Genomic DNA, 24280 nt, shown 5'->3' on the forward strand with positions numbered 1-24280 from the left:
TCATGCGTCTTTTTCTTGCACTTAAGTACATATTCACATTCTATGAGTACATAGATATAGAAATGAAACATGCTGATTACTAAAGCATAACGTTTGACTGTACGGTTAAAGATCATGTATCATACTTATTAGTAAGAAAAATTGGGCGTAGTATATAAATTCGCAGTTGGAAACTACAATTCCCTACATTTGAACTTGCAAGCGAGGTGAATATCATTGGGGATATGAAACTTTTTCGGATTGGCGAACTTGCCAAGACCGCTGGTGTTAGTGAACGGACGATTGATTATTACACAAAGCTTGGACTGATCTCTCCCGAAGAACGTACACAAAAAAATTATCGTCTCTATAGTAATGAAACTTTAACCAGGCTTGAACGTATTGTACAGATGAAACAAGAGAAGTATAGTCTCGACGAGATTAAGCAATCTCTTGAGAAGTGGCGTCTGGTTAGCACGGAAGAACAAGTTGCAAGCAAATTGACAACATTGGAGCTTCATGTGCAGCAACTTGAGCGAGAGGTTAATGAACTCAAACCGCTACTTGGGGAGATGAAACCTGTACAAGCACGCAAGATGATGGCAGGACTACTTACCAAAAGTGCCGGGACAATGGAGGCACTGAAAATCTTGCTTGAGAACACCATGATGTAGCTTATTATTAGAAAGCGGAGGAATGAATATGAGTTTTAATAACGGTATGTTCGTATTGATCATTATCGCCTTTTTGCTCTCTTTATGGGCGCAATTTCGCGTTAAAGGTACGTTTAGACGTTGGTCGGAGGTACCGAACCAGAATGGAATCACCGGCTACGATGCCGCTCGCCAGATGCTCGACGCTAACGGCCTACATGATGTTCCAATTGAGCCTGTACGCGGCTCACTTTCTGATCACTATGATCCGATCAATCGGGTTGTACGCTTATCGGAACCAGTATATTACGAAAACTCAATCTCAGCTGTTTCGGTAGCGTGTCACGAAGTTGGCCACGCCATTCAGCATAAAGAAAGTTATCCCATGCTGGCACTGCGTCACCGGATCTTCCCAATTGTGAACTTTGCATCCGGATTAGCTCCGTTCCTGTTGATTGCAGGATTCATCTTCAATGCCATGAACCTTGTAGGTATCGGTATCATCTTCTTCTCCGTAACTGTTGCGTTCCAACTCATCACATTACCGGTTGAGTTCAACGCCAGCAATCGTGCAAGAGAGATCATGGTATCCGAAGGTTACATCCGTAACGAAGAAGAAAAAGGCGTTGCTAAAGTTCTGAATGCCGCAGCCTTGACTTACGTCGCTGCAGCGCTGATCTCACTGCTTGAACTGATTCGTTACATCGGAATCTTCAACAGCCGCGATTAATGGTAAGGTAAACCTAATAAAACAAAAACAATACCCCACCGTTAATCGGATGGGGTATTGTTTTGTTGTAAACCGAAGTAATGAAGTAAAAATGAACGAAAGGACTGGGCAACCAGCGGCAATTTGTCATCCGCACGATGAATTAACCCGATGGTTCGTGTTACTTTGGGATGAGAGATGGCCACATGTGCCGGTTGCAACGGATTAGTCTGGAATAACGCCATTTCAGGCAATAGACTGACCCCCATGCCCGCAGCGACCAATCCACGGATGGTATCGGTCTCTTCACCTTCAAAAGCGATCTTCGGTGTAAAACCAGCTTCCAGACAGGCATGCCACACAATAGGACGAAGAGAATATCCTTTACTGAACAACACGAACTTGTCATCCTTGAGTTGTTCGAGCGCAATCGTCTCCTCACCAGCTAACGGATGATTTGGAGGAAGGATGGCATGTAACTCTTCCGTGAGTACAATATCACCATCCACTTGATCGTGTTTCTCCGGAAAAGGAGAAATGAATGCCAAGTCTACCTCTCCTGATAACACATCACGTATGAGTGTAGGAAACATCCCCTGCTTGAATCTGAATTTCACGTTGGGGTAGCGCTGACGGAAAGCAGCCACAACGGAAGGAATGAGATGAATCCCCAGGCTATGCGGAAATCCGATTCGAATCTCCCCGTGCTCCGGGTCAAGAAACTCATGAACTTCCCCCACTGCCTTGTCCAGATCTTTTAATATACCTTCAATTCGTTTACAAAAAAGCTGTCCCACTGCAGTCAACTGCAGGTTTCGTCCCTTTTGCATAAAAAGGTCCACGCCCAGTTCTTCTTCCAACTGATGAATCTGACGACTCACCGCTGACTGCGCCACATGCAACTCTTCAGCAGCTTGTGTTACATGTTCCTTCTGTGCCACTTTCAAAAAGTAATGCAACTGTCTTAATTCCACTCGCCTGATCGCTCCAATCTGTTATACCCTACTTATCCTTGATTGCATTCCATCTTGAGAACGTTCTGACTACCGCTTTAAGCTGCGGGGTTTCCACAATCTGATCAACAGTCCATAAATAAAGAATCCACCCAACAATCCGCCGAGATGAGCCATCCAGTTGATGCCCGACATGGCGAAGGAGAATATAATCCCGAACACCAGCAAGGTGTACATCGTTTTGCGCGAAGCCTCATCCATCATGGTGCGCTGGAACAGGGCTACATACAGGAATGCACCATAGACGGCATATATCGCTCCTGAAGCACCAACTGAGATGGTAATGCTGCCAACCGAGTTGTACCACGCAACAGCAAGAATATTGCCCAACACGCCACCGCCCAAGTACAACACACCATATCTTACCGACCCGAGCAACCGTTCCATCGGTGGTGCAAATACGATTAACGCAAAGCTGTTGAACAATAAATGACTGAAGCCCGCATGCAGGAAGATGGATGTAATGTAGCGCCACCACTCCGAAGCGAACAGTTCATAATTCGTAAGTGCCCCGAATTTCAGCAGCACCATATTGTTCGTTGAACCACCATTTACCGTTAACACAATAAACATCACTACATTGGCGATTAAAAAAATCGACGTCAAAGGGAAATACTTCAGATAACCTTTCCAGTTCTCATAGCGAATAAATATCATAAATTTCTTCTTTCACTCCACCCTGTTCAGATCGGACTTACATCTCTGATCCATCGTAATGGTACATGCCCGAATTGGACAATGCCTTTCATAAAAGATTATAATGGATTTTGGCACGGATCACCAATTTATAAGGAGGAACATTATTATGGCACAAGAACGTACAGGCGCAGCCACATTTAAAGGCAACCCTATTACTTTGATCGGACCCGAACTGAAGGTGGGCGATCAAGCACCTGATTTCACACTAAGCAAAAACCTGGTTGAAGATGCATCCTTGAAAGACTTCGCAGGCAAAATCAAGTTAATCAGCGTTGTTCCTTCCCTGGATACTGGCGTATGCGATGCGCAAACTCGTCGTTTCAATGTTGAAGCTGGAGAGCTCGGAGACAATGTTGTGGTCTTGACAGTAAGCGTTGACCTTCCGTTCGCTCAAGCACGTTGGTGCGGAGCAGCTGGTGTTGACCGCGTAGTAACACTGTCAGATTACAAAACACGTTCTTTCGGTGAAGACTACGGCGTTCTGATCAAAGAATTCCAGTTGGACATGCGCTCCATTTTTGTTTTGGATGCCGAAGACCGGATTACATATGTGGAGTATCTGCCTGAAATGACAGACTCCCCTAACTTCGAGCAAGCGATTGCAGCTGTAAAAGCTTTGCTGTAGAAGTAATCATACGTTCAGAACAAAAGCGAGGAAGGTTAACCTTCTCTCGCTTTTTGTTATTTCATCATCTATTTCAATCATTTGCTTTATACTTGCTTAGCTTCTTATCCAGTACAGAGAATAAGTTCATGATCGTGCGATAGTTAGAGCCCAAGTCTCCAAGTGAACCACGGGAAGCTGAATACATATCCACTGCACTACGAACAGGACTTACCGAGATAATGGAAACTGTAATATCCATCGTCCGTCCAAAGGTAGTCCGCTTCTCCAGTATAACTTCTCCGACAGAAGGCACTTCGTGCAGTACTTTATAACCCGGAATCTTTTTCAGTGTCGAAGAAACCTCTTCCCAGGCTCTGTCTTTGGATAAGTTATAATACCGTGTTTTTAATTTGGGATCCTTGGCTCGATCGCTGGTCCCCTCCATGCTGCGGATGATACCGACGAGCGTTCTCTTTAAGGTCAAGACCCTTCCTCCTTTGAATGTAACCGTTCCATTTATGTATCTTAGTGTAACATTGTTCAAGTAGTAACAAAAGGGTAAGCATCATATTTATCGCAAAACCAATCAAATACATTCACTACAACATAAAAACACCCTGAAATTCCTTCAAAAGAGGAAAAGTCAGGGTGCTGTACATGAAAATTTAGGAACCCGCTTATGCCGTCCGGCTACATTGTCTTATGAACCTGCTTGGCAGGTGGGTGACCGCAAAAATGCTTTTTGAAGTCCCCATGTCGTATAGACAGGGCTTTTCAGCAACATTCTGTGTTGATCTCCCGAAGACGTCATCATTGGTTCAAAACAACGAATAACCGAAACGTACATCGCAGGATGTACAATTATTATATCCCTAACTGTGTAAAAAGTAAATGGCGATCCATGATGTTTTATTTTTGCAGTGTAATGTTTTTGTCGTCTGATGGTTCAGATGCTTCACCGTTATCTTCTGATTTCTCAGCCAGCGCAGCAGCTTCCTCTTCTTCCTTCTTCAACTGCATCTTCTCCATCTGCTCCTGCATTTTGTTGAAGGTTGCATAGAAGTTAAAGAAAGCAAACCAGGCGATGATACTGATGATGAAGAAGATGAACAAGACCGGATAACGGAAACCGATGTAGAACAGCAATCCGCTTCCCAGCAATGTGGAGAATACACGGAAAGGTCTGATCAGCGTAAGCAATACCGCGTTTTTGATAATGAGTCCGATGGACATATGATAGTGTACAACCATCGAGAAAAAGTTAAAGAGCGATACAAATAACAAGAGAAGCAGTACTAGCATGATGATTCCCACGAGCTGCATATTGCGGAACTGCGTCATGTACACCGTATAATCCAGATACATAATCGCGAACAGCAGTGTGTAAAAAATGCCCCCAATTAAACTTTGCTTGTAGTTTTCCTTGTAACCTACAAAGAAAGTACGGAAGATCGGTACATCCGTATCGCCCATATTCCATTTACGAACAACCGTAAACAGCGCCGAAGTCGCCGGGAACAGTGTAAGCGGTGCCACAATGGCTATAGCCCAGTTCATTTGCAATGATTCATTTGCGAGGTTCTGCTGCATTACGAGCAGTTTCATAATCAAGAAAAACAAGAACGGAGACGAACAAATAGCCCACAACAGATTGGTTGCGGCCAGCCTCGTAATCCACTCTGTAAGCCGGTAGATCCCACCCATAGCTCCTTTAAATTCCAAACATTTCTCCTCCTCTGCAGCCTTGCGTATTACCTGAAGTCTAATATTAATATACCTTATTATAGATAGGAAAAGCCAGTACTTCCCGAAAAGAGATCGTCATTGTCCTTAACTAGCGCTTCTGGTAGTGAACAAAAAATGACGCAGTAATTTTGAAAATAAAAAAATGGAGCGGTCACCCGCTCCATTTTCCAGTTCACACGTTTATATTACTCGAAAGAAGAATCTTTCGCTGGACGACGTCCTTCGTTATTGCTTGGACGCGGTTTGCGGTCACGGTTGTAACCACCTTCTCTGCTTCCACCGCCAGTGCTGCTGCCGCCGTTACGATCACGGTTGTAACCGCCACGTCCGCCGCCACTGCTGTTGCGATCACGGTTGTAACCACCACCGCTGCCACCGCTACCACTTGTGCGGTTACCGCTGTAACCCGATGGTTTACGTCCGCCTGAGCGAACATCTGGTTTACGACGCTTCGCACGGATTGGATCTTCAGGAGTCAGGTCAACTTGAGCATCTTTCTTGTCACCTGTCAGGAGCTTCAGAGCAGCCGACAACAGTTGAACAGAATCATATTGCTCAAGCATTTGAATCGCAATACCTTTGTATTCGTTCAGTTCGCCTGATTGTACGATTTCCAGCAAGCGTTCTGCTGTCAAACGTTGTTTGCCTTCAACCGCTTCTGCCATTGTTGGCAGTGGTTTACGCGGAATACGGTGACGTGTTACACGCTCGATGAAGTGCAAGTGATCAATCTCACGCGGTGTAACGAAGGACCAAGCAGCGCCCTCTTTACCCGCACGACCTGTACGACCAATACGGTGAACATAGCTCTCCGGATCTTGCGGAAGGTCAAAGTTAACAACGTGAGTTACGCCAGATACATCGAGACCACGTGCAGCAACGTCTGTTGCAACGAGTACGTCAATGCTGCCGTCACGGAACTTACGCATTACCGCATCACGTTGGTTCTGGGACAAGTCACCATGAAGACCGTCTGCAGAATATCCACGTTTTTGCAAAGCTTCAGCCAATTCGTCAACACGACGTTTTGTACGTCCGAATACGATCGCCAGTTCAGGAGATTCCATATCCAACAAACGGCTTAACGCTTCGAATTTTTGACGCTCAGGTACTTCGATATAGGATTGGTCAATCAATGGTGCACTAACATGTTTCGGAATCACAGAAATGTGCTCAGGATTGTTCAAGAATTGTTGTGCCAATTTTTGAATGTTAGGAGGCATTGTTGCTGAGAACAGCATTGTTTGGCGCTCGTCGGGAACTTGTTTCAGGATGGATTGGATATCCTCCATGAAACCCATGTCGAGCATTTCATCTGCTTCATCCAGTACAACAGTTTGTACATCATCTAGTTTGATTGTTTTGCGGTTGATGTGGTCAAGGAGACGTCCAGGTGTACCAATGATGATCTGTGGTTTTCTTTTCAGTGCACGGATTTGACGAACGATATCTTGTCCGCCGTAGATTGGCAGGGAGCGCAGACCTTTGAAGCGAGTGAGTTTTTCGATCTCTTCAGCAACTTGAATTGCAAGTTCACGTGTAGGTGCCATAATGAGGGCGCGGATTTTCTCATCACTTTTCGTGATTTTGCTGATCAACGGAATACCGAATGCAGCTGTTTTACCCGTACCTGTTTGAGCTTGACCAATCAAATCTCTGCCTTCGAGTGCCAAAGGAATCGCTTTGGATTGGATCGGTGTTGCTTCTTCAAACCCGAGCTCAGTGATGGCTTGCAGCACCAGTGGTTCAAGATTGAAATCTGTGAAATTTAAATTTGTCAAAATTATTCATGCTCCTTTTATATGGTGGACATGGTGGACAATCCACTTTGTTGTCTGTATTCTTAAGTAGCGTTAATATTTATAGGGTATCCCAACGGGACGAATTATTTTCACTAACGAATATAATTCCATGAATGGGTCCCCAACATAAGACTAAAACTACATACATGTGTTTGAAACATTTCAAAATTTTATTGCTCCATTTAGGAAAAGTTTCCTACTCAAGAATATCCACAAATTATTATATCACAAAACAATTCAAGATTACCAGCAATCTGGCTTTAAATATAAATGAGGTGATTAAATTGCCCAAAATAATTTGGCACTCTTTAGTGATCATTTTGGGTGCTGCAGCTATTGCCTGCGGCTTTAACTGGTTTTTGGTTCCCCATCAGCTTTTAAGCGGCGGGGTATCCGGTATTTCAATGCTTCTGGGTTATTTTACGACTTTGAATCTTAGTATAATGTATTTTGTTCTCAACATTCCCCTGCTTATTGCAGGTTGGTTTATTCTTGGACGACGCTTCATTACATTAAGTATTCTCTCGGTAGCAGCCACTTCCTGGTTCATTGCGCTTCTGCCGGTTTTTGCTGTGGCTACAGATCCTTTGTTAAGCTCAGTATTCGGTGGTGTGCTTATTGGACTGGGCACTGGTGTCTCCTTCAGAGTCGGCGGCTCCACAGGTGGGCTGGACATTGTCGGCTCCATTTTCACGCGTAAACGAGACTTTCCGATCGGTACGGTAATGGCTGGCATGAACGGTACCATCATTATGCTCGCGGGATACCTGAGTGACAACTGGAATACTGCCTTGGCCTCTATGGTGTCCATCTACATTACAGGCAAAGTGCTTGATCTGATTCATATCAGTCACGTCAAAGTAACCCTATACATCATTACAAACGAAACCGAATCCATGTTGAAGAAATTGCTTGTTCGACCACGTGGGGTTACCAAAATTAAGACTCAGGGCGCGTACACGGATATTGAAAAGGACATGCTCATGACCGTTACCACTCGTTACGAGTTGGTTGAAATCAAACGCATTATCAAGGAGACTGATCCAAACGCTTTTGTTAACATTGTGGAAACGGTTGGTGTTATGGGCTCATTCCGCAGAAGTTGAGGCACCTGTACGGTTAACAATTCACAACATTGTGGTATAATAACGGTGTACGGCTCCTAAATATGTTGTATAGCAGGTTCAACCCTTCAATTTCACAGGCCATATGCTTTCCCGAATCGCGCCGAATGACTTACCATTTTGGAATTCGAGTAGGAAAGGGTGATAAATGTGGATATGGAAACGGTAAAACTGTTTGAGATTGTCAACAGATGGTGCCCGGAAATGCTCCCTTTCTTGAAACCGAATGAACTCGACTCGCTGATTGTCCTCCGGGATGGGCTGGGCATCCTGGAACAGGGAGATGCAATGGAAATCATTCAGTACAGTATTTGTGAGCATCAAAATGAGATTTACATTCAATAATTTTTTTCAGATTGATTACGCCGCTTCTTGCAGGGGGATTTCCTCCGCAGGAAGCGGTTTTCATTTTTTCCATGTGTTTCATTACTTGATTAATATGGTTAAAAGCCCAGAGGCTTTAATGTATAATTCATACATGGAATGCACATAAGGGAGTGGAAATGAATGAACATGTTTTGGGCTTTACTGGCTATGGCCTTTGGAGGCTTTGGTGTTGCCCCGGCAGTGGCAGATCAGGGAAATCCTCAATTCCAATCGTTAACCAACAGTTTTAACACCGCAATTATCCAATCTCAAAAAGATCAGGTTGTTATCGATGCCGATAATCCACCTGCTAAAATCGACCCACAACCTGATGCCCCCGTGGTCAAAGGTATCTATGTAACGGCCTACAGTGCCGGCGGCGCACGAATGAAAGAATTACTTGATCTGACGGACAATACGGAATTGAATGCCATGGTCATTGATATCAAAGACGATCTCGGATACATAACTTATCCCACAGAAAACAAAGCACTGCAAAAAATGGGCAAGTCCCAACCTTTTATTCGGGATATTGATGCCTTGATGAAACGATTGCAAAAACACGAGGTCTACCCGATTGCACGTGTTGTTGTATTCAAAGACACAATTCTTGCGAAGAAGAATCCGGAGCTTTCTTTCCGCAACAAGGATGGATCGGTTTGGGCGAATGGCAAAGGCGACAGCTTCGTGAATCCGTACAGCAAGGAAGTATGGGACTATAATATCGAAATCGCCAAGGAAGCGGCCAAACTTGGATTCAAAGAGATTCAATTTGACTACGTTCGTTTCCCGGAAGGTTTCGAAACTCGTGCTGATGTACTCAAATACACCAAATCTGACAAGTCCCGCGTCGATGTTGTAGCTGAATTCGTGCAATATGCACGCAAAGAGCTGGCACCGTTAGGTGTGCGTGTCTCCGTTGATATTTTCGGTTATGCAGCTTCCGTACCTGCGGCTGAAGGCATTGGACAGGATTTTGTTAAAATATCCGAAAATGTGGATGTCATCTCACCGATGGTATACCCTAGTCACTATTCAACTGGGTGGTATGGGGTCAAGGACCCTGACAAAGATCCTTACACGACCATCAAGGGTTCGATGGAAGACACGCATAAGAAACTGGACCCTACTAAGGAGCTTAAACCCGTCATACGCCCGTGGATCCAGGATTTCACAGCAAGCTGGCTGGGCAGTGGACATTATATCAAGTATGGCAAGAAACAAGTGGAAGACCAGATCAGAGCGATGAAGGACATGGATGTACATGAATATCTGCTCTGGAATGCCTCCAACCGATATACCTCAGGTGTACAATATAAGTAATCCGCACTCTTGCATATTTTGAATTCATCCAACCTCGTTCTGCCTGAAGCGGAGCGAGGTTTTTTGGTGCTCATTTTTCTCGGTGCGCCTCTCCTCTGTATCTGTCCCTATCCAAAACGGACAAAATCCACTACAATGTATAGCTGTCCATATATGACACCCGGATGACATTTCTTTAGAATAGCGAGGCACTGCCAGTGAACATGAACACAACAAGCTTTTCACAAAAAGTGAAGCAATTCCTGATTATATTTTTGCCCATCTTCACCACCCAAATCGCCCTCTCTGCCATGTCGTTCTTCGACACCAATATGTCAGGTAAGTTTTCTCCCGCCGACCTTGCAGGAGTCGCAATCGGTACAAGTCTGTGGATGCCAGTTCAAACTGGACTAAGCGGGATTCTGATCGGTATTACGCCTGTCGTGTCCCATCTGTTAGGTTCCAAACGTAATGATCAGATCGGGTATAACGTCATCCAGGCGTTGTATCTCGGGATTGCGGTCAGTCTCGTCGTTATCGGAGCCGGGGCGTTGTTACTTGGCCCTATACTGAATGGAATGCCTCTGGAACCCCGGGTTGCTCAAGTTGCCTTCTATTTTTTGTGTGCACTTGCTTTTGGCATTATCCCACTCTTCGGATATACGGTGCTGCGCAGCTTCATGGATGCACTTGGCCAGACGCGGACTACGATGTTCATTACATTGGTTTCCCTGCCCGTTAACATCTTTCTGAATTATCTGCTGATATTCGGCCGCTGGGGTTTCCCCCAATTGGGCGGTGTTGGCGCTGGTGTTGCTACAGCATGTACATACTGGTTGATCTTTCTTATTAGTCTCTTTTTTGTCCATCGGGTCGAACCTTTCGCCCAATATGGCATTTTCCGTCAATGGACCCGTGTGTCCTTGTCCAAGTGGAAAGAGTTACTCAAGATCGGGGTTCCGATTGGATTCGCGACTTTTTTCGAAACGTCCATCTTCGCTGCTGTGACTTTAATGATGAGCCGTTTCGATACCACAACAATTGCTGCCCACCAGGCGGCGCTGAATTTCGCTTCTACGCTCTACATGTTACCTGTGAGCATATGTATGGCTCTTACGATCCTTGTGGGCTTTGAGGCAGGTGCTGGGCGTCTGAGAGACGCCAAACAATACAGCCTGCTCGGGATTGGTGGTGCCATTGGGCTATCACTACTGACAGCGATCGTGTTGATTGTGTTCGGCGAACAGATTGCAGGCGTATACTCTAACGATCGAGAGGTCATTGCACTTACACAACATTTCCTGATCTACGCCATTTTCTTTCAGATCTCGGATGCGATTGCCACACCGACTCAAGGAGCATTACGTGGCTACAAAGATGTTAATCCGGCATTGATCATTACGTTTGTAGCTTACTGGATCATTGGTCTGCCTGTAGGTTACCTAACAGCTACGTATACTTCACTTGGCGCCTTTGGTTATTGGATCGGACTTATTGCCGGCCTTGCTGTAGGAGCAACTGCGCTTCTCTGGAGACTCTTTCTGGTACAAAAACAAGCGGCACTCCGTAAGGCTTAGCATCAGAACACTCACTTACTTTGGAAAATAACAAAAAGAGCACAATCCTCGTTCATGCGGGATTGTGCTCTTTGTTTTTGAATCGAATTATTGGGACAAACGTTGTGCAAGCTGGTACGTTTCCATATCGAAATCTTTTTTCGTATTAACCACTTTATCAATATCTGTCAGGGTAAGTTCACCCTTGATAATGCCACAACCTTTGTCTGTTTCGCCTGCAATCAGACTGCGAACAGCAAAGTCGCCCAGACGACTTGCCAGGTTACGGTCGAAAGGTGTTGGCGTACCCCCACGCTGAATGTGACCCAGAACGGTTACGCGCGGCTCATACGTCGGGCAACGTTCCATCAGTTCTTTTGCTACATCCTCACCCTTGCCCACACCTTCAGCAACGATGATAATACTGTGGCGTTTGCCGTGTGCAAAGTTAGCTTTCATACGATCTGCCACTTCGTCCATGTCAAACGGAACTTCCGGCACAAGAATCGTTTCAGCACCTGAAGCAAGTCCGGCATGCAGGGCGATATCCCCACAGTGGCGACCCATAACCTCAACGATGGAAGAACGTTCGTGTGAAGACATCGTGTCACGCAATTTGTTCACGGCATCCACCACTACACTTACTGCTGTATCGAATCCGATGGTGTAATCGGTGAACGAAACGTCGTTATCAATCGTTCCAGGCAGACCCATGGTGTTAATGCCGAGTTTGCTCAGTTTGTTCGCTCCGTTGTATGAACCATCCCCACCGATAACAACCAGACCGTCAATGCCACGTGCACGCAGAATGTCCGCACCCTTTTGCTGACCTTCAGCGGTGTAGAACTCCTTGCATCGTGCCGATTGAAGAACCGTTCCCCCACGTTGGATAATATCCCCTACACTACGCAAATCCATTGGGAAAATGTCATTATTCAAAAGACCTTGGTATCCACGTTGAACTCCGTATACTTCGAGACCGTGAAACAGTCCGCTGCGAACAACCGCACGAACAGCCGCGTTCATCCCCTGTGAATCACCACCGCTCGTTAATACTGCGATTTTCTTTACTGCTGTCATGATGTTTCTTCCTCCTCTAGTTTCACTTCAGGCTCCGCAACCATACACCTGACTTACATATTCTTCCGTATCCAGCGACTGAAAATGAAGAAAAATATTCTTGTCATCGGACTATTCTTCATCAGACGTTTGGACACTACGCGAACTTCCTGCTGTTCGCTGACTTTGGGATCAGACAGGTAAATGGCAATCAGTCCTTCGATGATCATCCGGTGAAAGGAGCTTCCCGGGATCTTCTGCACATCACTGCGTGCCATCTCCACAATAAAAGCAATTCGGTCCAGCATTGTCTCTACATTCTCATAATAGTTGCAGAAGTTGAGATCCCCCCCGATGCGGTCCTCATCCTGATCAATTAAATAATCGAGCATAATGTGCAATGCGCATACATGTGGGAAATAGGCCGTGTGGATCGAGGCCGCTTGCTCTTCAGTCAACTGATCGTCACTCGCAGCCAGAAACAGCATGAAAACGCCCAGTGTAGAGCCAGTTGCAGCAGCAAATTCGTTCCAACGAAACTGAGGTGTGCGATGACGATGCTCCGACCACCATTCGAGCAGTGCCGTTTCTCTCAGTTCCGGCTTGATATGCTTATATACCTGCAGGTCCGTGTATAGGCCTGCCAGATCCTGAATTTGGGGCTTGGCGGACGCATAGCCTGGTAACTGACGGGTCAGTTCCTGACATGTGGTCACCAGATTCCGCAGATATCCACCGTCATCCTGCTCCTCACGGAGGGCATAATAATTGACGGGAGTTGCTTCGGGATCTACCGCATCAAGCATAGATTGATGGAGAAGACGAAAGTCATTCGGGTCCATCGAGGTGCTGCGGTCACACAGATTGTCCAAATAATCACTAATAGTTTGATATGAAACGATCAGAGGGATCAGAATGTGCCTGTTGGGCAAATCAGCTAAAGCGTAGACGGTTCCGCCTTCACAGTGAAACTGCTTATCCCTCAGACTGGCAAGTGCTTGCGTACGCAATTCCTCATTCGGAATCGCCTCAGCTTGTGCACGCCATCCACTCAGCGCCTTCCGTGTTTCCGGAATGGTGTATTTGTACACCCCTCTCATCAATGCCAGCGGTCCACGCGGATACTGATGACGTTTTCGATTTGATTGGCTCAAAATAAATGTGCCTCCACTTGGTTGAATACGTATTAGAGCGATTTTTAACCATTCCTATTATAATATGATCCCCTTAATTGTACAAATAATCTGCCGCATATTCCGCACAAAAAATCGCATCCGCGACCAAAGCTTTGTGATATACTAGGCATATTTCATCCATCAAAGGAGTCGTTGACATGTCGTCAAGTGAATCACTTTCGTGGAGACGGTTATTTTCTTTTTTTGTGCCACTTGGCATTTCCGCCTCTCTCGTCACCATCTCTCACGTCATTATAAACAGCACATTAGCACGTTCCGCTCATCCCGAGACGGTTATTGCCAGCTATGCCATCGCAGGTAGCTTGTTAACCCTCACGGAGCGTCCCTCCACCCTGCTGCGGCAAACCTGCTCCGCATTGGTTCGCGATCGCCTTTCCTTTCAGGCCCTCACGTTTGTGACCAAAATATTTCTTGCCTGTGTACTTCTCATCGGTTTTCTCATCGTATATTCTCCCGTGGGTACCGGGGTATTCAAATACCTGTTTGGCGTAAGTCCGGATCTGTTGAACAAAGTTATCGACGTATATGAAATTCTCATGTATGTAAGTATCTTTTCAGTGATTCGCAACATCTATCAGGGGATCATCATTACGAATAACCGAACCAAGTGGTTAACCATCGGTATGGTATTCCGTCTAGCTGGAATGTATGGACTATCCCTGTATTTCATATATACAGACAGCATTGACAGTGGACGTGTAGGCGCTATCATTTTTGCTGCTGGCATGATGATTGAAGCGCTGGTCAGCTTTTTGGAGGGAAATAGCATCAAGCGCAAGATGCCAGCCAAACTCGAGGATCATCCCGTCGAGAGCAAGGGAGACGTATTTCGCTTTTATAAGCCGCTGCTGTTATCCAGCTTTGTAGCGCTATTTATAGGACCGGTCATTAACATCGTACTTGGCAAAACGACCGGGATCGCACTAGCCATTTCTTCCTTTGCCATAGCAAGCAGTCTGATGCAGTTGATGCTAAGCTTCTTTACATACATCCATCAGATCGTGCTTAATTTCTACCTTGTGGACGCCAAACTGGTACGAAAATTCGCGCTTGTCACCGGATTTATTCCGTTTGCGATGACGGTGTCTATTGCCTATACTCCCTTGGGACCATGGGTATTCGAGAATGTCATGAGCGTTCAGGGCGAACTGTTGGAACAAAGTCTGTGGACACTGCGTGCGTTCGTCTTATTTCCGCTGATCTTCCCTTTTCTGGATTTCAGCAACGGCCTCATTCTTCTTCGTGGGCAGACGAAAACGATGTTTCGTTCGCAAACCGCGAATGCAATCTGCACGGTAATTGTTCTGCTTATACTCGTTAGTATTTTCCCTGCGTGGAACGGCATGATCGGAGCTGTAGCCCAATCCCTCGGTCTGCTCGCCGAACTCGTCATTGTCTGGCTTGTCATCCGGCGTACGCAGCAAGAACCTACGATGTCCGTACCGAAAGCCGGTAAATCATCATCCCTGAAAGGGTAATAAATTCACTGAACTGTTATCAAGATTGGAGTATCTCATCATGAAATTAAGTCACGACGCCCGCCCGGATCAGAACTGGCTGCGGGCTCTCATGTTCACCATCTTCGGTTCCACCGTACTGGTGGTATCCTACTTCCAGCTTTACTTCAGTCATCTGGGCTTCAGTCGGGCGGAGATCGGTTACCTTTACGGGATCGGCCCCCTCATCTCCGTGTTCTCCAATATGTTCTGGAGCATGGCCAGCGACCGCTACCAGACGGTACGCAAAGTGATGATCATTCTGCTTGGGGGTCAATTGATCACAGGTATCATGCTCGCCAACGCAACGACTTTCGGTCAGGTATTTGTACTCGTGACCCTGTTTTACTTTTTCTATTATCCGGTCTATCCGCTCTCTGATACGATGGCCATTACAACGGCCAGCAAGTACGGCCGAAATTTCACTTCCATTCGAGTCTTCGGATCGATCGGTTATGCCTTCTTCGCATTAAGTATCGGGTATTTCCTTGGATCTTTCGGTCCAGGATGGACGATATGGCTTTGCGTCGGTCTTGCTGCCACTACATTATTGATCAGTTTTCAATTAAAAGATCAGCCTTCTGGGAGTAGTAGCAAAATGGATCTATCGGGGCTATGGGCTATTTTGAAACGCAGAGATGTGCTCACCTTTTTCGGTTGTGTATTTTTGCTTGCCATGGGACATCGGATGAACGAAGCGTTTCTTACCATCACGCTGAAAGAGCTGGGTGCCAGTGAGGGGCTGATTGGTTGGTCTTTGCTGATTTCTTCTGTAAGCGAAATTCCCATTTTCCTGCTGCTTAGCAAGTATGGAAACCGTTATAAAGAACTGCCGCTAATTGCTTTTGCTGCACTCATGTATACGGTTCGTTTGCTTCTCATGTCCATATCCGATACACCTGCAGCCGTCGTTGCAATTCAGACGATGCACAGCGTTACCTTCGGTATTTTCTACGTTACGGCAGTCCGTTATATCATTCGCCTTGTTCCAGACAGTTACAGAGCTACGGGTATGGCTTTGTTCACCATCGTCTGGTCCAGTGCTTCAGGACTGCTTAGTGGTACGTTGGGCGGCCTGCTCCTGGAACATGCAGGCAGACAAACCTTCTATCTCACCGCGATGGCTTTCTCCCTGGCTGCCCTAATCGGTTTTGGATTGAAGTTATGGTCCAGTATGAGCAATCGTGTATCTTGAACACAAAGCACTACACACACTACACTCATAAACCCCGAATTACATCGGGGAAAAATAGAATCAAAAAAAGCACAGCCACCCTTGAAGGGGACTGTGCTTGGGTTCTTGTATTCAGCTATAAATTTATCATATATAAGAAGTCCGTTGACCGGAAAAATTCTTACAGTTTGTTTACGTTAGCTGCTTGAGGACCACGGTTTCCATCAGTGATTTCGAATTCTACCGCTTGACCTTCTTCCAATGTTTTGAAGCCGTCTCCTTGGATTGCGGAGAAATGTACGAATACGTCCTCGCCGCCTTCAACTGAAATAAAGCCATAGCCTTTTTCTGCGTTAAACCATTTAACTGTACCTTTCAAATGAAAAACCTCCTAAAAATATCGCCATCTATGGCGAATACCCTTATTATACTGTATGGGCTTCCATTTTGCAATTTATCTTTCCATAAATGTCGAAAAAATTTGCTTTGAATCGTAGGGTACGGTATCATTTTACCAAAACCGTTAGTTTGGAGACTACCTATGATAAAAAAACATGAAATATACAAAACAGACAAGTGGAATATGATGACCGTAGAAGTTCAGGGCAAATATCTCGTACTGCGAGAAATTTCGGAAGAGTGGGGCGAAGAATGCCATACTTTCCTTAGCCGTCCTGCGTTAATGCACTGGGCAGAACGCCGTTTCCCAAAAGCAGATTTTGAGAACCGTGAGGATGAATGGCGTCAATTGATGGCTGCCTTTAAAGGGGTCTAACCCATGCAGCTTGACTCAAGCAATGTCGTCATCTTCATTATCCTTGCCTTTTCCCTTGGTATTGTGCTTATTCTGGGACGCAACTCCATCCCGGATCGCCTAAGACGGGGAATGGCGCTTATCGCTACCTTGCTCATTTGTTTCGCCTTTTTCCTGATCGTTTATTTTCTGTATAACATGGGAACCTAATCTCGGGGACCCAAGTGCTCAAATATTTCAACGTGCCTGAGGTCATACTATACGAGATTATTCGTATCGTAAGGAGGAAGGCCGTTGAAATATCAGAAATCACTATCTGTTATCCTGGTACTTAGTCTGATTCCTTCGTCTCTCTCCGCACAGGCGAGCACGACGAAGGCAGCTTCGTCCATACATTCATCAGATAATCAAAGGAGGATTTCCATGAGTCAATTATTGAAACGTTCCGAGGTGCCAGCCGAGCATAGCTGGAAACTGGAAGATTTATTTGCCGATCAGAAAGCCTGGGATCAAGAATATGAAGAAGTATCGTCTTTGACCAAGAAGGCCTCCGAATTTCAAGGCAAACTGGGTCAACCTGATGTACTCAAATCTTGCTTCGAATTCGAAGATGAGATCAGCCTCAAAATAGAACGCCTCTTTGTGTACGCACGTATGCATCAAGATGAAGACACAGCTAATCCTACATATCAAAATCTATCTCAAAAAGCCCAGAAATTAGGCGTACGGGTTGGTGAAGCACTTTCTTTTGTCACACCGGAGATTCTCTCCCTGCCAGATGCCGAGTTGGATGCATTCATTGCAGATGAAAAACTCTCTGCTTATACATTTACGCTGGAAGAGATGAAGCGGGAAAAAGCCCATGTTCTTAGCCAAACGGAAGAAGCTCTGCTTGCACAAGTTGGCAACCTTTCACAAGCACCACAGACGATCTTTAGCATGCTGAATAACGCCGATCTCAAGTTCCCTCGAATCAAGGATGAACACGGAAACGAAGTCGAGCTGACACATGGTAGCTACATTCAGTTCCTGGAGAACCCTAATCGTGAAGTTCGCGAACGTGCCTTCAAAGCCGTATACGAAACCTATGCCAAACAAAAGAACACAATTGCGGCTGCACTGAATGCAAATGTAACCAAAAATATGTTCTATGCTAATGTTCGTAAATACCCTTCCGTGATGGAGATGTCGCTCTATGGAGATAACATCCCAACGGACGTGTATACCAATCTGGTTGATACCATTCACGAGAGCCTTCCGTTGTTACATCGTTATATGGACCTGCGCAAAAAGTTGCTTGATGTGGATCAATTGCATATGTATGACCTGTTCGCTCCACTCGTAGATGAGTATAAAATGGATATTACTTATGAAGAAGCCAAACAAACGGTCAAAGAAGGCCTGAAGCCTCTCGGCAAAGACTATGCGGACGCATTGCAGACAGGATATGATAACCGCTGGATCGATATATATGAGAACGAAAATAAACGTTCAGGTGCATACGCCTGGGGCGCTTACGGTACTCACCCATATGTCTTATTGAATCACAAAGACAACCTGAACAGTATGTTCACACTGGCACATGAAATGGGTCACGCTCTGCATTCACATTATTCGGATACAACACTTCCTTATCGTGATGCACAGTACACCATCTTCCTGGCTGAGGTTGCATCCACAACAAACGAAGCATTGCTGATGGATTATCTGCTTAACAAATCCACAGATCCAAAGGAAAAATTGTATCTGTTGACCTATTATGCCGATCAATTCCGTACTACCGTATTCCGTCAAACCATGTTTGCTGAATTCGAGAAAATTATTCATGAGCGTGCAGAACAAGGTGACGCATTAACACCACAATTGTTATCCGAGATCTATTATGATCTGAACGTGAAATATCACGGAGAAGGCATGGCTGTCGACAAAGAAATTGAGATGGAATGGGCTCGTATTCCCCACTTCTATAACAGCTTCTACGTTTACAAATATGCTACAGGCTTCTCCGCAGCCACCAGCTTCTCCAAGCAAATCCTGGAAGAAGGTCAACCGGCTGTTGACCGTTATCTTGGTTTCCTGAAGAGCGGTGGCAGTGATTACTCCATCAACATTCTGAAAAAAGCCGGTGTGGATATGTCTACACCACAGCCAATTCGTGAAGCTATGAGTGTGTTCAAGGAATTGATTGAACAGATGGAGCAACTAACCAAATAAGGTTGTCTTCCCATGTGACCTCCATCCCTTGCCCGTTTGGGCAGGGGATTTTATCATCATTGCAAGATGCAACATACCCGAATATGGGTAATGCATATCTAGTTCTCAATTGTTCAACAAGGAGGCAACACCATGAAAATGCAATGGGCACTCATAGCAGGTCTTGTTTTTGCACTGCTCACGGGAATCTTTGCGGTCATTAATGTGGATTCCGTACAAGTCAACCTGTTATTTAACACGGTACAAATCCCGCTGATCTTGCTGATTCTCGGCTGTACCCTGATCGGTGGAATTATTGTAGGGTCATATGGCATCTATCGCCAGTACAGACTGCAACGCGAGAACAAACAATTAAAACTGCGCGTATCTGAATTGGAAACTTCCGCAACAAGCAAATCTACGTTGGATTCTTTCAAAACGATGGATTCACTTGACTCAAATGAACCGGATAGCCTGTTGGAGAATGATTCGATCCAGAATCAGCGCAAAGGAAACCCTACGGGAACACTGTAACCAATCAGAGACAGCCTGCTGGCGAGTCAGGAATGGTAGTATCACATTCTCTCCCCCAGACAGGCTGTATTTGTTTAACACCATACCCACGATCCGAGGAGGAAATTACACAATGAGTTTTACAATTGATGAATCATACGTTCTGTCTTTTCTGAAAAAATTGCTGGATACACCAAGCCCCAGTGGTTACACACATCATATTATCGAGATGATCCGCAAGGAAGCAGCAGCACTGGACATCGCTTGTGAGCTGAACAACAAGGGCGGTGCAATGCTTACATTGCCCGGACAGGATTCGTCCAAGACAATTGCTTTAAGCGCTCACGTGGATACGCTAGGGGCCATGGTACGCTCGATTACATCCTATGGCACATTGAAGCTGACCTCTGTCGGTGGATTTTCCATGCAAAGTATCGAAAACGAATATTGCAGCATCCATACTCGGGATGGAAAGACATACACTGGTACTATTCTCTCCCTTCATCCGTCTGTACACGTCTATCCGGATGCACGCACCTTTGAACGGACCGAAAGCCATATGGAAGTTCGAATTGACGAAGTCGTCTCTTCCAAGGAGGATGTATTGAAACTGGGGATCTCTGTGGGCGATTTTATCTCCTTCGATGCTCGCGCAGTCATCACGCCGAGTGGTTATATCAAATCACGTCATCTGGACGACAAAGCCAGTGTGGCTGCCCTCTTCGGTATCCTTGAGTCTGCACATCGCGAAGGCTGGAAACCATTACATAACGTCTCTCTACTCATCTCGAACTATGAAGAAGTTGGCCATGGCGCATCGTATATCCCTGCGGAAATTAGTGAAATGATCGCTGTAGATATGGGAGCCATGGGTGACGATCTCAGTTGCAAAGAAACTGACGTGTCCATATGTGCCAAAGACTCTTCTGGTCCTTATGACTATGATATGACTAGCCGTCTCATCGAGCTGGCCAAACAAGATGGGTTGGATTACGTCGTCGACATTTATCCCCAATACGGCTCAGATGGCAGTGCAGCACTACGCGGAGGAAACAATATCCGAGCAGCACTGATCGGTCCGGGAGTTCATGCATCTCATTCCATGGAACGTACGCATAAAGACGCTGTCCTGAATACGGCACGATTGCTCGCTGCCTACATTACAACCAAGTAAAACAGCATCATTTATCTACGAAATTATCATGGATAACATCCACATGTTCGTCTAAGCAGAAGGCCACTTCCAAGCACAGCAATTCGGTGTGCTCGGAAGTGGCCTTTGTTGTCAGATCTTTTAATCTGCCTGTTCCACATATGCATGATATTTACGGTCCAAAATCTCTAACTCTGCCTTATGGTCACGCATTTCATTTCTTAACACATGCATGGTCTTATGAACCGCACTCAGTCCGTCCTTCACCTGACCTTCGGCTCTGCGAATTTTGTCCTGAACCATCCAGTCCACGAAGAGGTTATCGAAGAAATAGTCTGCAAATGAAAGCAGACCTCCGAGATGCAGATCCGCGTGTACTGCCATCTCTACATCCTCCAACTCCTTCTGGAAACGTCGTAGGCGCTTACCTGCATCCATAATGGCGACCTGAGCGTCATCCATTCGTCCTCGCTTGATATGTGTGGAGATGACCCCACCGCCCATCATGTCATACACACCCCAATTACCTGCCGAAGCCAAAGCCTCCTCCGCACGTTCAAGAGCATGAACCAGATATTCTCCCTCCCGGAAAGCTTCATCCAGTTCCTGAAGTTCACTGGCAAGATGCTCCCGATTCTCCGCCATATGCTGTAATTCTGCATCCTGGTCCAGCAGACGACCTTCCTTCTTCCCCCACAGAGCGTTGTAGTCACTCTGCCAGTACTGATACTGCCGTTGGCCCTCCAACTCCTGCTCCACATGGATTCGTTGCTCCTGCACGTCTTGTAGCATGCGACAAGCAGTGTCGTAAGCAGCCTTGCTTTCCATCAGTTCGAGCTCTTCCTTTTCCAGACGTTCCGTCTTCTTGCCAATCAGTTGATAGAAAAATGCTGACAATGTCATACTGTTCAGTTGATCAACATCCTTCTGCTCCTTCTGGAGATGCTCCAGACGACATTTTACCTTTGCTTCCCATTCGGTTTCCTCCGTTTGAAGCTTCTCCAAGCGTTTGGTCCATTTCTCGTAAATTCTCCCCTTTTCCTTAAGCACTGCCAACTGTTCATTCATTTCTTTATACATAAGTGTGGTGTTCTCTCCCTTCTATGGAATTCTTTACTTATACAACGTAATGAACATACGGAACGTTTCACATTGAGTTCAAGTAATCAGACAAAAAATCGCCCTCTCCTCCTAATACGACTTAAAGTCACTTTAGGAGAAAGGGCGATCTCTCTTAATTATAAATCAAGACTTACTCTGCTCAATTTGCTCTGCAAGTTCATTCAGAACAGTCCAGCGTTCCATCAATTCGTCCAGATGGCGCTCAGCCTCAGCTTGCTCTGCCATCAATTCCTGCAGACGGGCAGAATCACTAAATGACTCTTCCATCTCTTTGTTAATCCGGACGAGATTGGCTTCAGCCTTCTCAATATTTTCATCAATCTGGTCGTATTCGCGTTGCTCTTTGAAGCTAAATTTCAACTTCGGTTTAGCGGCTGAGACAGCAGGAGTCGTTTTCTCCGATGACTGTTTCACCTTCGCTACGCCCATGTCACTATCTTGGGTAGTCCCAGGTGCATTTTTCAGCATCCATTCCGCATACTCACTGTAGTCGCCAACGTGCACACGTACAGCACCGTTACCCTCAAAAGACAGCACTTTATCCACAGTACGATCAAGGAAATAACGGTCATGGGATACAACAAAAACAACACCCGGAAAATCATCCAGATAGTCTTCAAGTACAGCGAGTGTCTGGATATCCAGATCATTTGTCGGCTCATCCAGCAGCAATACATTCGGAGCAGCCATCAGAACACGCAGCAGATACAGACGACGCTTCTCTCCACCAGACAGGCGGGAGATTGGCGTCCACTGGGATGCCGGGGTAAACAGGAACCGCTCCAGCATCTGGGATGCTGTAATCAGAGAGCCATCGGCCGTTTTCACATTCTCGGCCACTTCCTTGATGTACTCAATCACACGAAGTGATTCATCCATCTCTTGATGTTCCTGTGTGAAATAACCCAGATTGACTGTAGGGCCGACGTCAACCACTCCAGCATCGGGTTCCAACTTGCCAGATATCATCTGTAACAGCGTGGACTTACCACTACCATTCGGTCCGACAATGCCTACCCGATCACCAGGTACGGCAATATAACTCAGATCTTCGATCAGTATGCGACCACCGACAGATTTGGAAAGATGCTCGATCTCCAGTATCTTTTTACCCAAACGAGTGGAACCGACCGATACTTCCAATGAGCCCGAGCGCTGGATTCCTTGTTGGTCTTTGAGTTGTTCGAAGCGATCAATTCTCGCTTTTTGTTTCGTCGTCCGTGCCTTGGCACCGCGACGAATCCACGCAAGCTCCGTCCGAAGCAGGTTCTTACGCTTCTGTTCGGAAGAAGCTTCACGTTCTTCCCGCTCCGCCTTCAGTTCCAGGAAACGTGTATAGTTGGCTTCATATCGGAACAAACGACCATGATCCAATTCGAGCATGACATTCGCCACACGATCCAGGAAATACCGATCATGCGTAATCATAAGCAGTGCGCCGCGGCGCTTCTGCAAGTACTGCTCGAGCCATACTACCGAGTCATTATCAATATGGTTCGTCGGCTCATCCAGAATGAGCAGTTCGGAAGGATGAATCAGCGCAGCCGCTAGCGCTACCCTTTTGCGTTGTCCACCCGACAATGTGCCCATCAGTGCATCGAACTGACGAATACCCAATTTGGACAAAATGCTCTTCGCTTCACTCTCCATCTGCCAGAGTTGAAGCTGCTCCATTTGCTGATTCAAACGTAATAGTCGCTCTTGCAACGCTGGATCAGATGACTGGAGTTCCAATAACTCCATCGTTTCCGTATATTCACGCACGGTTTTCATTTCCATGCTGTCACCTTCGAATACTTGTTGCAGTACCGTATTATCCGGATTGAAGTCCGGATTTTGCGCCAGAAACTGAATGCGTACATCATTACCAATGGAGATCTGTCCCGCATCTGCAGGTTCCATACCAGAAATCACACGCAAAAACGTGGATTTTCCGGTTCCATTTACCCCAACGACACCAATCTTGTCCTGATCAGCCATACCGAATGAAGCGTCCTTGAACAATATTTTCTCGCCATAACTTTTTGCAATTTGTTCTACCGTCATTATGTTCATTGCGCGTAC

The 24280-nt window shown here is 45.9% G+C and carries 24 protein-coding genes and 1 other RNA gene; 14 read left to right on the plus strand and 11 right to left on the minus strand.

Annotation, left to right across the window (positions count from 1 at the left end; all coding sequences use genetic code 11):
• Positions 1 to 224 precede the first annotated feature (224 nt).
• Positions 225 to 653 (plus strand): MerR family transcriptional regulator, encoded by a 429-nt coding sequence (locus FS628_RS04265; RefSeq protein ID WP_076209500.1) that lies wholly within the window; start codon positions 225 to 227, stop codon positions 651 to 653.
• Positions 654 to 681: 28 nt separating this feature from the next.
• On the plus strand, positions 682 to 1362 hold the full coding sequence (locus FS628_RS04270) for a zinc metallopeptidase (protein ID WP_145319304.1): 681 nt from the start codon (positions 682 to 684) through the stop codon (positions 1360 to 1362).
• A 41-nt stretch (positions 1363 to 1403) separates the two neighbouring features.
• On the opposite strand, the gene FS628_RS04275 is transcribed toward FS628_RS04270, so the two are convergent.
• Positions 1404 to 2315, minus strand: coding sequence for a LysR family transcriptional regulator (locus FS628_RS04275; protein ID WP_062833647.1), 912 nt, complete (start codon positions 2313 to 2315; stop codon positions 1404 to 1406).
• Positions 2316 to 2384: 69 nt separating this feature from the next.
• Positions 2385 to 3011, minus strand: coding sequence for a rhomboid family intramembrane serine protease (locus FS628_RS04280; protein ID WP_145319307.1), 627 nt, complete (start codon positions 3009 to 3011; stop codon positions 2385 to 2387).
• 148 nt (positions 3012 to 3159) lie between these two features.
• Between FS628_RS04280 and tpx the strand changes: the two genes are divergently transcribed.
• Positions 3160 to 3678 (plus strand): thiol peroxidase, encoded by a 519-nt coding sequence (gene tpx / locus FS628_RS04285; RefSeq protein WP_145319309.1) that lies wholly within the window; start codon positions 3160 to 3162, stop codon positions 3676 to 3678.
• Positions 3679 to 3751: 73 nt separating this feature from the next.
• On the opposite strand, the gene FS628_RS04290 is transcribed toward tpx, so the two are convergent.
• From FS628_RS04290 to FS628_RS04305, 4 genes are all read right to left on the minus strand, one after another.
• Entirely contained in the window at positions 3752 to 4144 is a 393-nt protein-coding gene (locus tag FS628_RS04290; protein WP_017689382.1) for a DUF1499 domain-containing protein, read from the minus strand.
• Positions 4145 to 4326: 182 nt separating this feature from the next.
• A non-coding RNA gene (ssrS, locus tag FS628_RS04295) (6S RNA) lies at positions 4327 to 4518 on the minus strand.
• Positions 4519 to 4569: 51 nt separating this feature from the next.
• The gene (locus FS628_RS04300) at positions 4570 to 5382 is read right to left on the minus strand and encodes a YesL family protein (RefSeq protein WP_145319313.1); all 813 of its coding nucleotides are present in this window, start codon (positions 5380 to 5382) and stop codon (positions 4570 to 4572) included.
• A gap of 209 nt (positions 5383 to 5591) precedes the next feature.
• The gene (locus FS628_RS04305) at positions 5592 to 7187 is read right to left on the minus strand and encodes a DEAD/DEAH box helicase (RefSeq protein WP_145319316.1); all 1596 of its coding nucleotides are present in this window, start codon (positions 7185 to 7187) and stop codon (positions 5592 to 5594) included.
• Between the two features lie 305 nt (positions 7188 to 7492).
• Here FS628_RS04305 and FS628_RS04310 point away from each other — a divergent pair, with 305 nt between their 5' ends.
• From FS628_RS04310 to FS628_RS04325, 4 genes are all read left to right on the plus strand, one after another.
• The gene (locus tag FS628_RS04310; RefSeq protein WP_145319319.1) at positions 7493 to 8314 is read left to right on the plus strand and encodes a YitT family protein; all 822 of its coding nucleotides are present in this window, start codon (positions 7493 to 7495) and stop codon (positions 8312 to 8314) included.
• Between the two features lie 174 nt (positions 8315 to 8488).
• Positions 8489 to 8677, plus strand: a complete 189-nt coding sequence (locus FS628_RS04315; RefSeq protein WP_029880762.1) for a hypothetical protein — start codon at positions 8489 to 8491, stop codon at positions 8675 to 8677.
• Between the two features lie 162 nt (positions 8678 to 8839).
• Positions 8840 to 10021 (plus strand): putative glycoside hydrolase, encoded by a 1182-nt coding sequence (locus FS628_RS04320; protein ID WP_145319322.1) that lies wholly within the window; start codon positions 8840 to 8842, stop codon positions 10019 to 10021.
• Between the two features lie 203 nt (positions 10022 to 10224).
• The gene (locus tag FS628_RS04325; protein WP_145321390.1) at positions 10225 to 11577 is read left to right on the plus strand and encodes an MATE family efflux transporter; all 1353 of its coding nucleotides are present in this window, start codon (positions 10225 to 10227) and stop codon (positions 11575 to 11577) included.
• Positions 11578 to 11664: 87 nt separating this feature from the next.
• On the opposite strand, the gene pfkA is transcribed toward FS628_RS04325, so the two are convergent.
• The gene (pfkA, locus tag FS628_RS04330; RefSeq protein ID WP_076292040.1) at positions 11665 to 12636 is read right to left on the minus strand and encodes a 6-phosphofructokinase; all 972 of its coding nucleotides are present in this window, start codon (positions 12634 to 12636) and stop codon (positions 11665 to 11667) included.
• Between the two features lie 53 nt (positions 12637 to 12689).
• A complete protein-coding gene (locus tag FS628_RS04335; RefSeq protein WP_186327712.1) occupies positions 12690 to 13769 on the minus strand; it encodes a tetraprenyl-beta-curcumene synthase family protein in 1080 nt (359 codons plus the stop codon).
• Between the two features lie 179 nt (positions 13770 to 13948).
• On the opposite strand from FS628_RS04335, the gene FS628_RS04340 reads away from it, so the two are divergent.
• A complete protein-coding gene (locus FS628_RS04340; protein ID WP_145319325.1) occupies positions 13949 to 15289 on the plus strand; it encodes a multi antimicrobial extrusion protein MatE in 1341 nt (446 codons plus the stop codon).
• 40 nt (positions 15290 to 15329) lie between these two features.
• The gene (locus tag FS628_RS04345; RefSeq protein ID WP_145319328.1) at positions 15330 to 16502 is read left to right on the plus strand and encodes an MFS transporter; all 1173 of its coding nucleotides are present in this window, start codon (positions 15330 to 15332) and stop codon (positions 16500 to 16502) included.
• Positions 16503 to 16662: 160 nt separating this feature from the next.
• On the opposite strand, the gene FS628_RS04350 is transcribed toward FS628_RS04345, so the two are convergent.
• A complete protein-coding gene (locus FS628_RS04350; RefSeq protein WP_017689394.1) occupies positions 16663 to 16860 on the minus strand; it encodes a cold shock domain-containing protein in 198 nt (65 codons plus the stop codon).
• 162 nt (positions 16861 to 17022) lie between these two features.
• Here FS628_RS04350 and FS628_RS04355 point away from each other — a divergent pair, with 162 nt between their 5' ends.
• From FS628_RS04355 to FS628_RS04375, 5 genes are all read left to right on the plus strand, one after another.
• Positions 17023 to 17256 carry a hypothetical protein gene (locus tag FS628_RS04355; protein ID WP_017689395.1) on the plus strand — a complete coding sequence of 78 codons (234 nt, stop codon included), beginning with the start codon at positions 17023 to 17025 and terminating at the stop codon, positions 17254 to 17256.
• 3 nt (positions 17257 to 17259) lie between these two features.
• Entirely contained in the window at positions 17260 to 17445 is a 186-nt protein-coding gene (locus tag FS628_RS04360; RefSeq protein WP_047842378.1) for a hypothetical protein, read from the plus strand.
• A gap of 213 nt (positions 17446 to 17658) precedes the next feature.
• Positions 17659 to 19449, plus strand: a complete 1791-nt coding sequence (pepF, locus tag FS628_RS04365; RefSeq protein WP_145321394.1) for an oligoendopeptidase F — start codon at positions 17659 to 17661, stop codon at positions 19447 to 19449.
• Positions 19450 to 19581: 132 nt separating this feature from the next.
• Positions 19582 to 19962 (plus strand): LapA family protein, encoded by a 381-nt coding sequence (locus FS628_RS04370; protein ID WP_145319331.1) that lies wholly within the window; start codon positions 19582 to 19584, stop codon positions 19960 to 19962.
• A 112-nt stretch (positions 19963 to 20074) separates the two neighbouring features.
• Positions 20075 to 21115 (plus strand): M42 family metallopeptidase, encoded by a 1041-nt coding sequence (locus FS628_RS04375; RefSeq protein WP_145319334.1) that lies wholly within the window; start codon positions 20075 to 20077, stop codon positions 21113 to 21115.
• A gap of 120 nt (positions 21116 to 21235) precedes the next feature.
• On the opposite strand, the gene FS628_RS04380 is transcribed toward FS628_RS04375, so the two are convergent.
• Complete coding sequence (locus FS628_RS04380) at positions 21236 to 22162, minus strand: hypothetical protein (protein WP_222125179.1); 927 nt, start codon at positions 22160 to 22162, stop codon at positions 21236 to 21238.
• Between the two features lie 177 nt (positions 22163 to 22339).
• Entirely contained in the window at positions 22340 to 24271 is a 1932-nt protein-coding gene (locus tag FS628_RS04385; protein WP_145319340.1) for an ABC-F family ATP-binding cassette domain-containing protein, read from the minus strand.
• Positions 24272 to 24280: the final 9 nt, after the last annotated feature.

Source organism: Paenibacillus xylanexedens (assembly GCF_007676705.1).
Lineage (GTDB): Bacteria > Bacillota > Bacilli > Paenibacillales > Paenibacillaceae > Paenibacillus > Paenibacillus xylanexedens_C.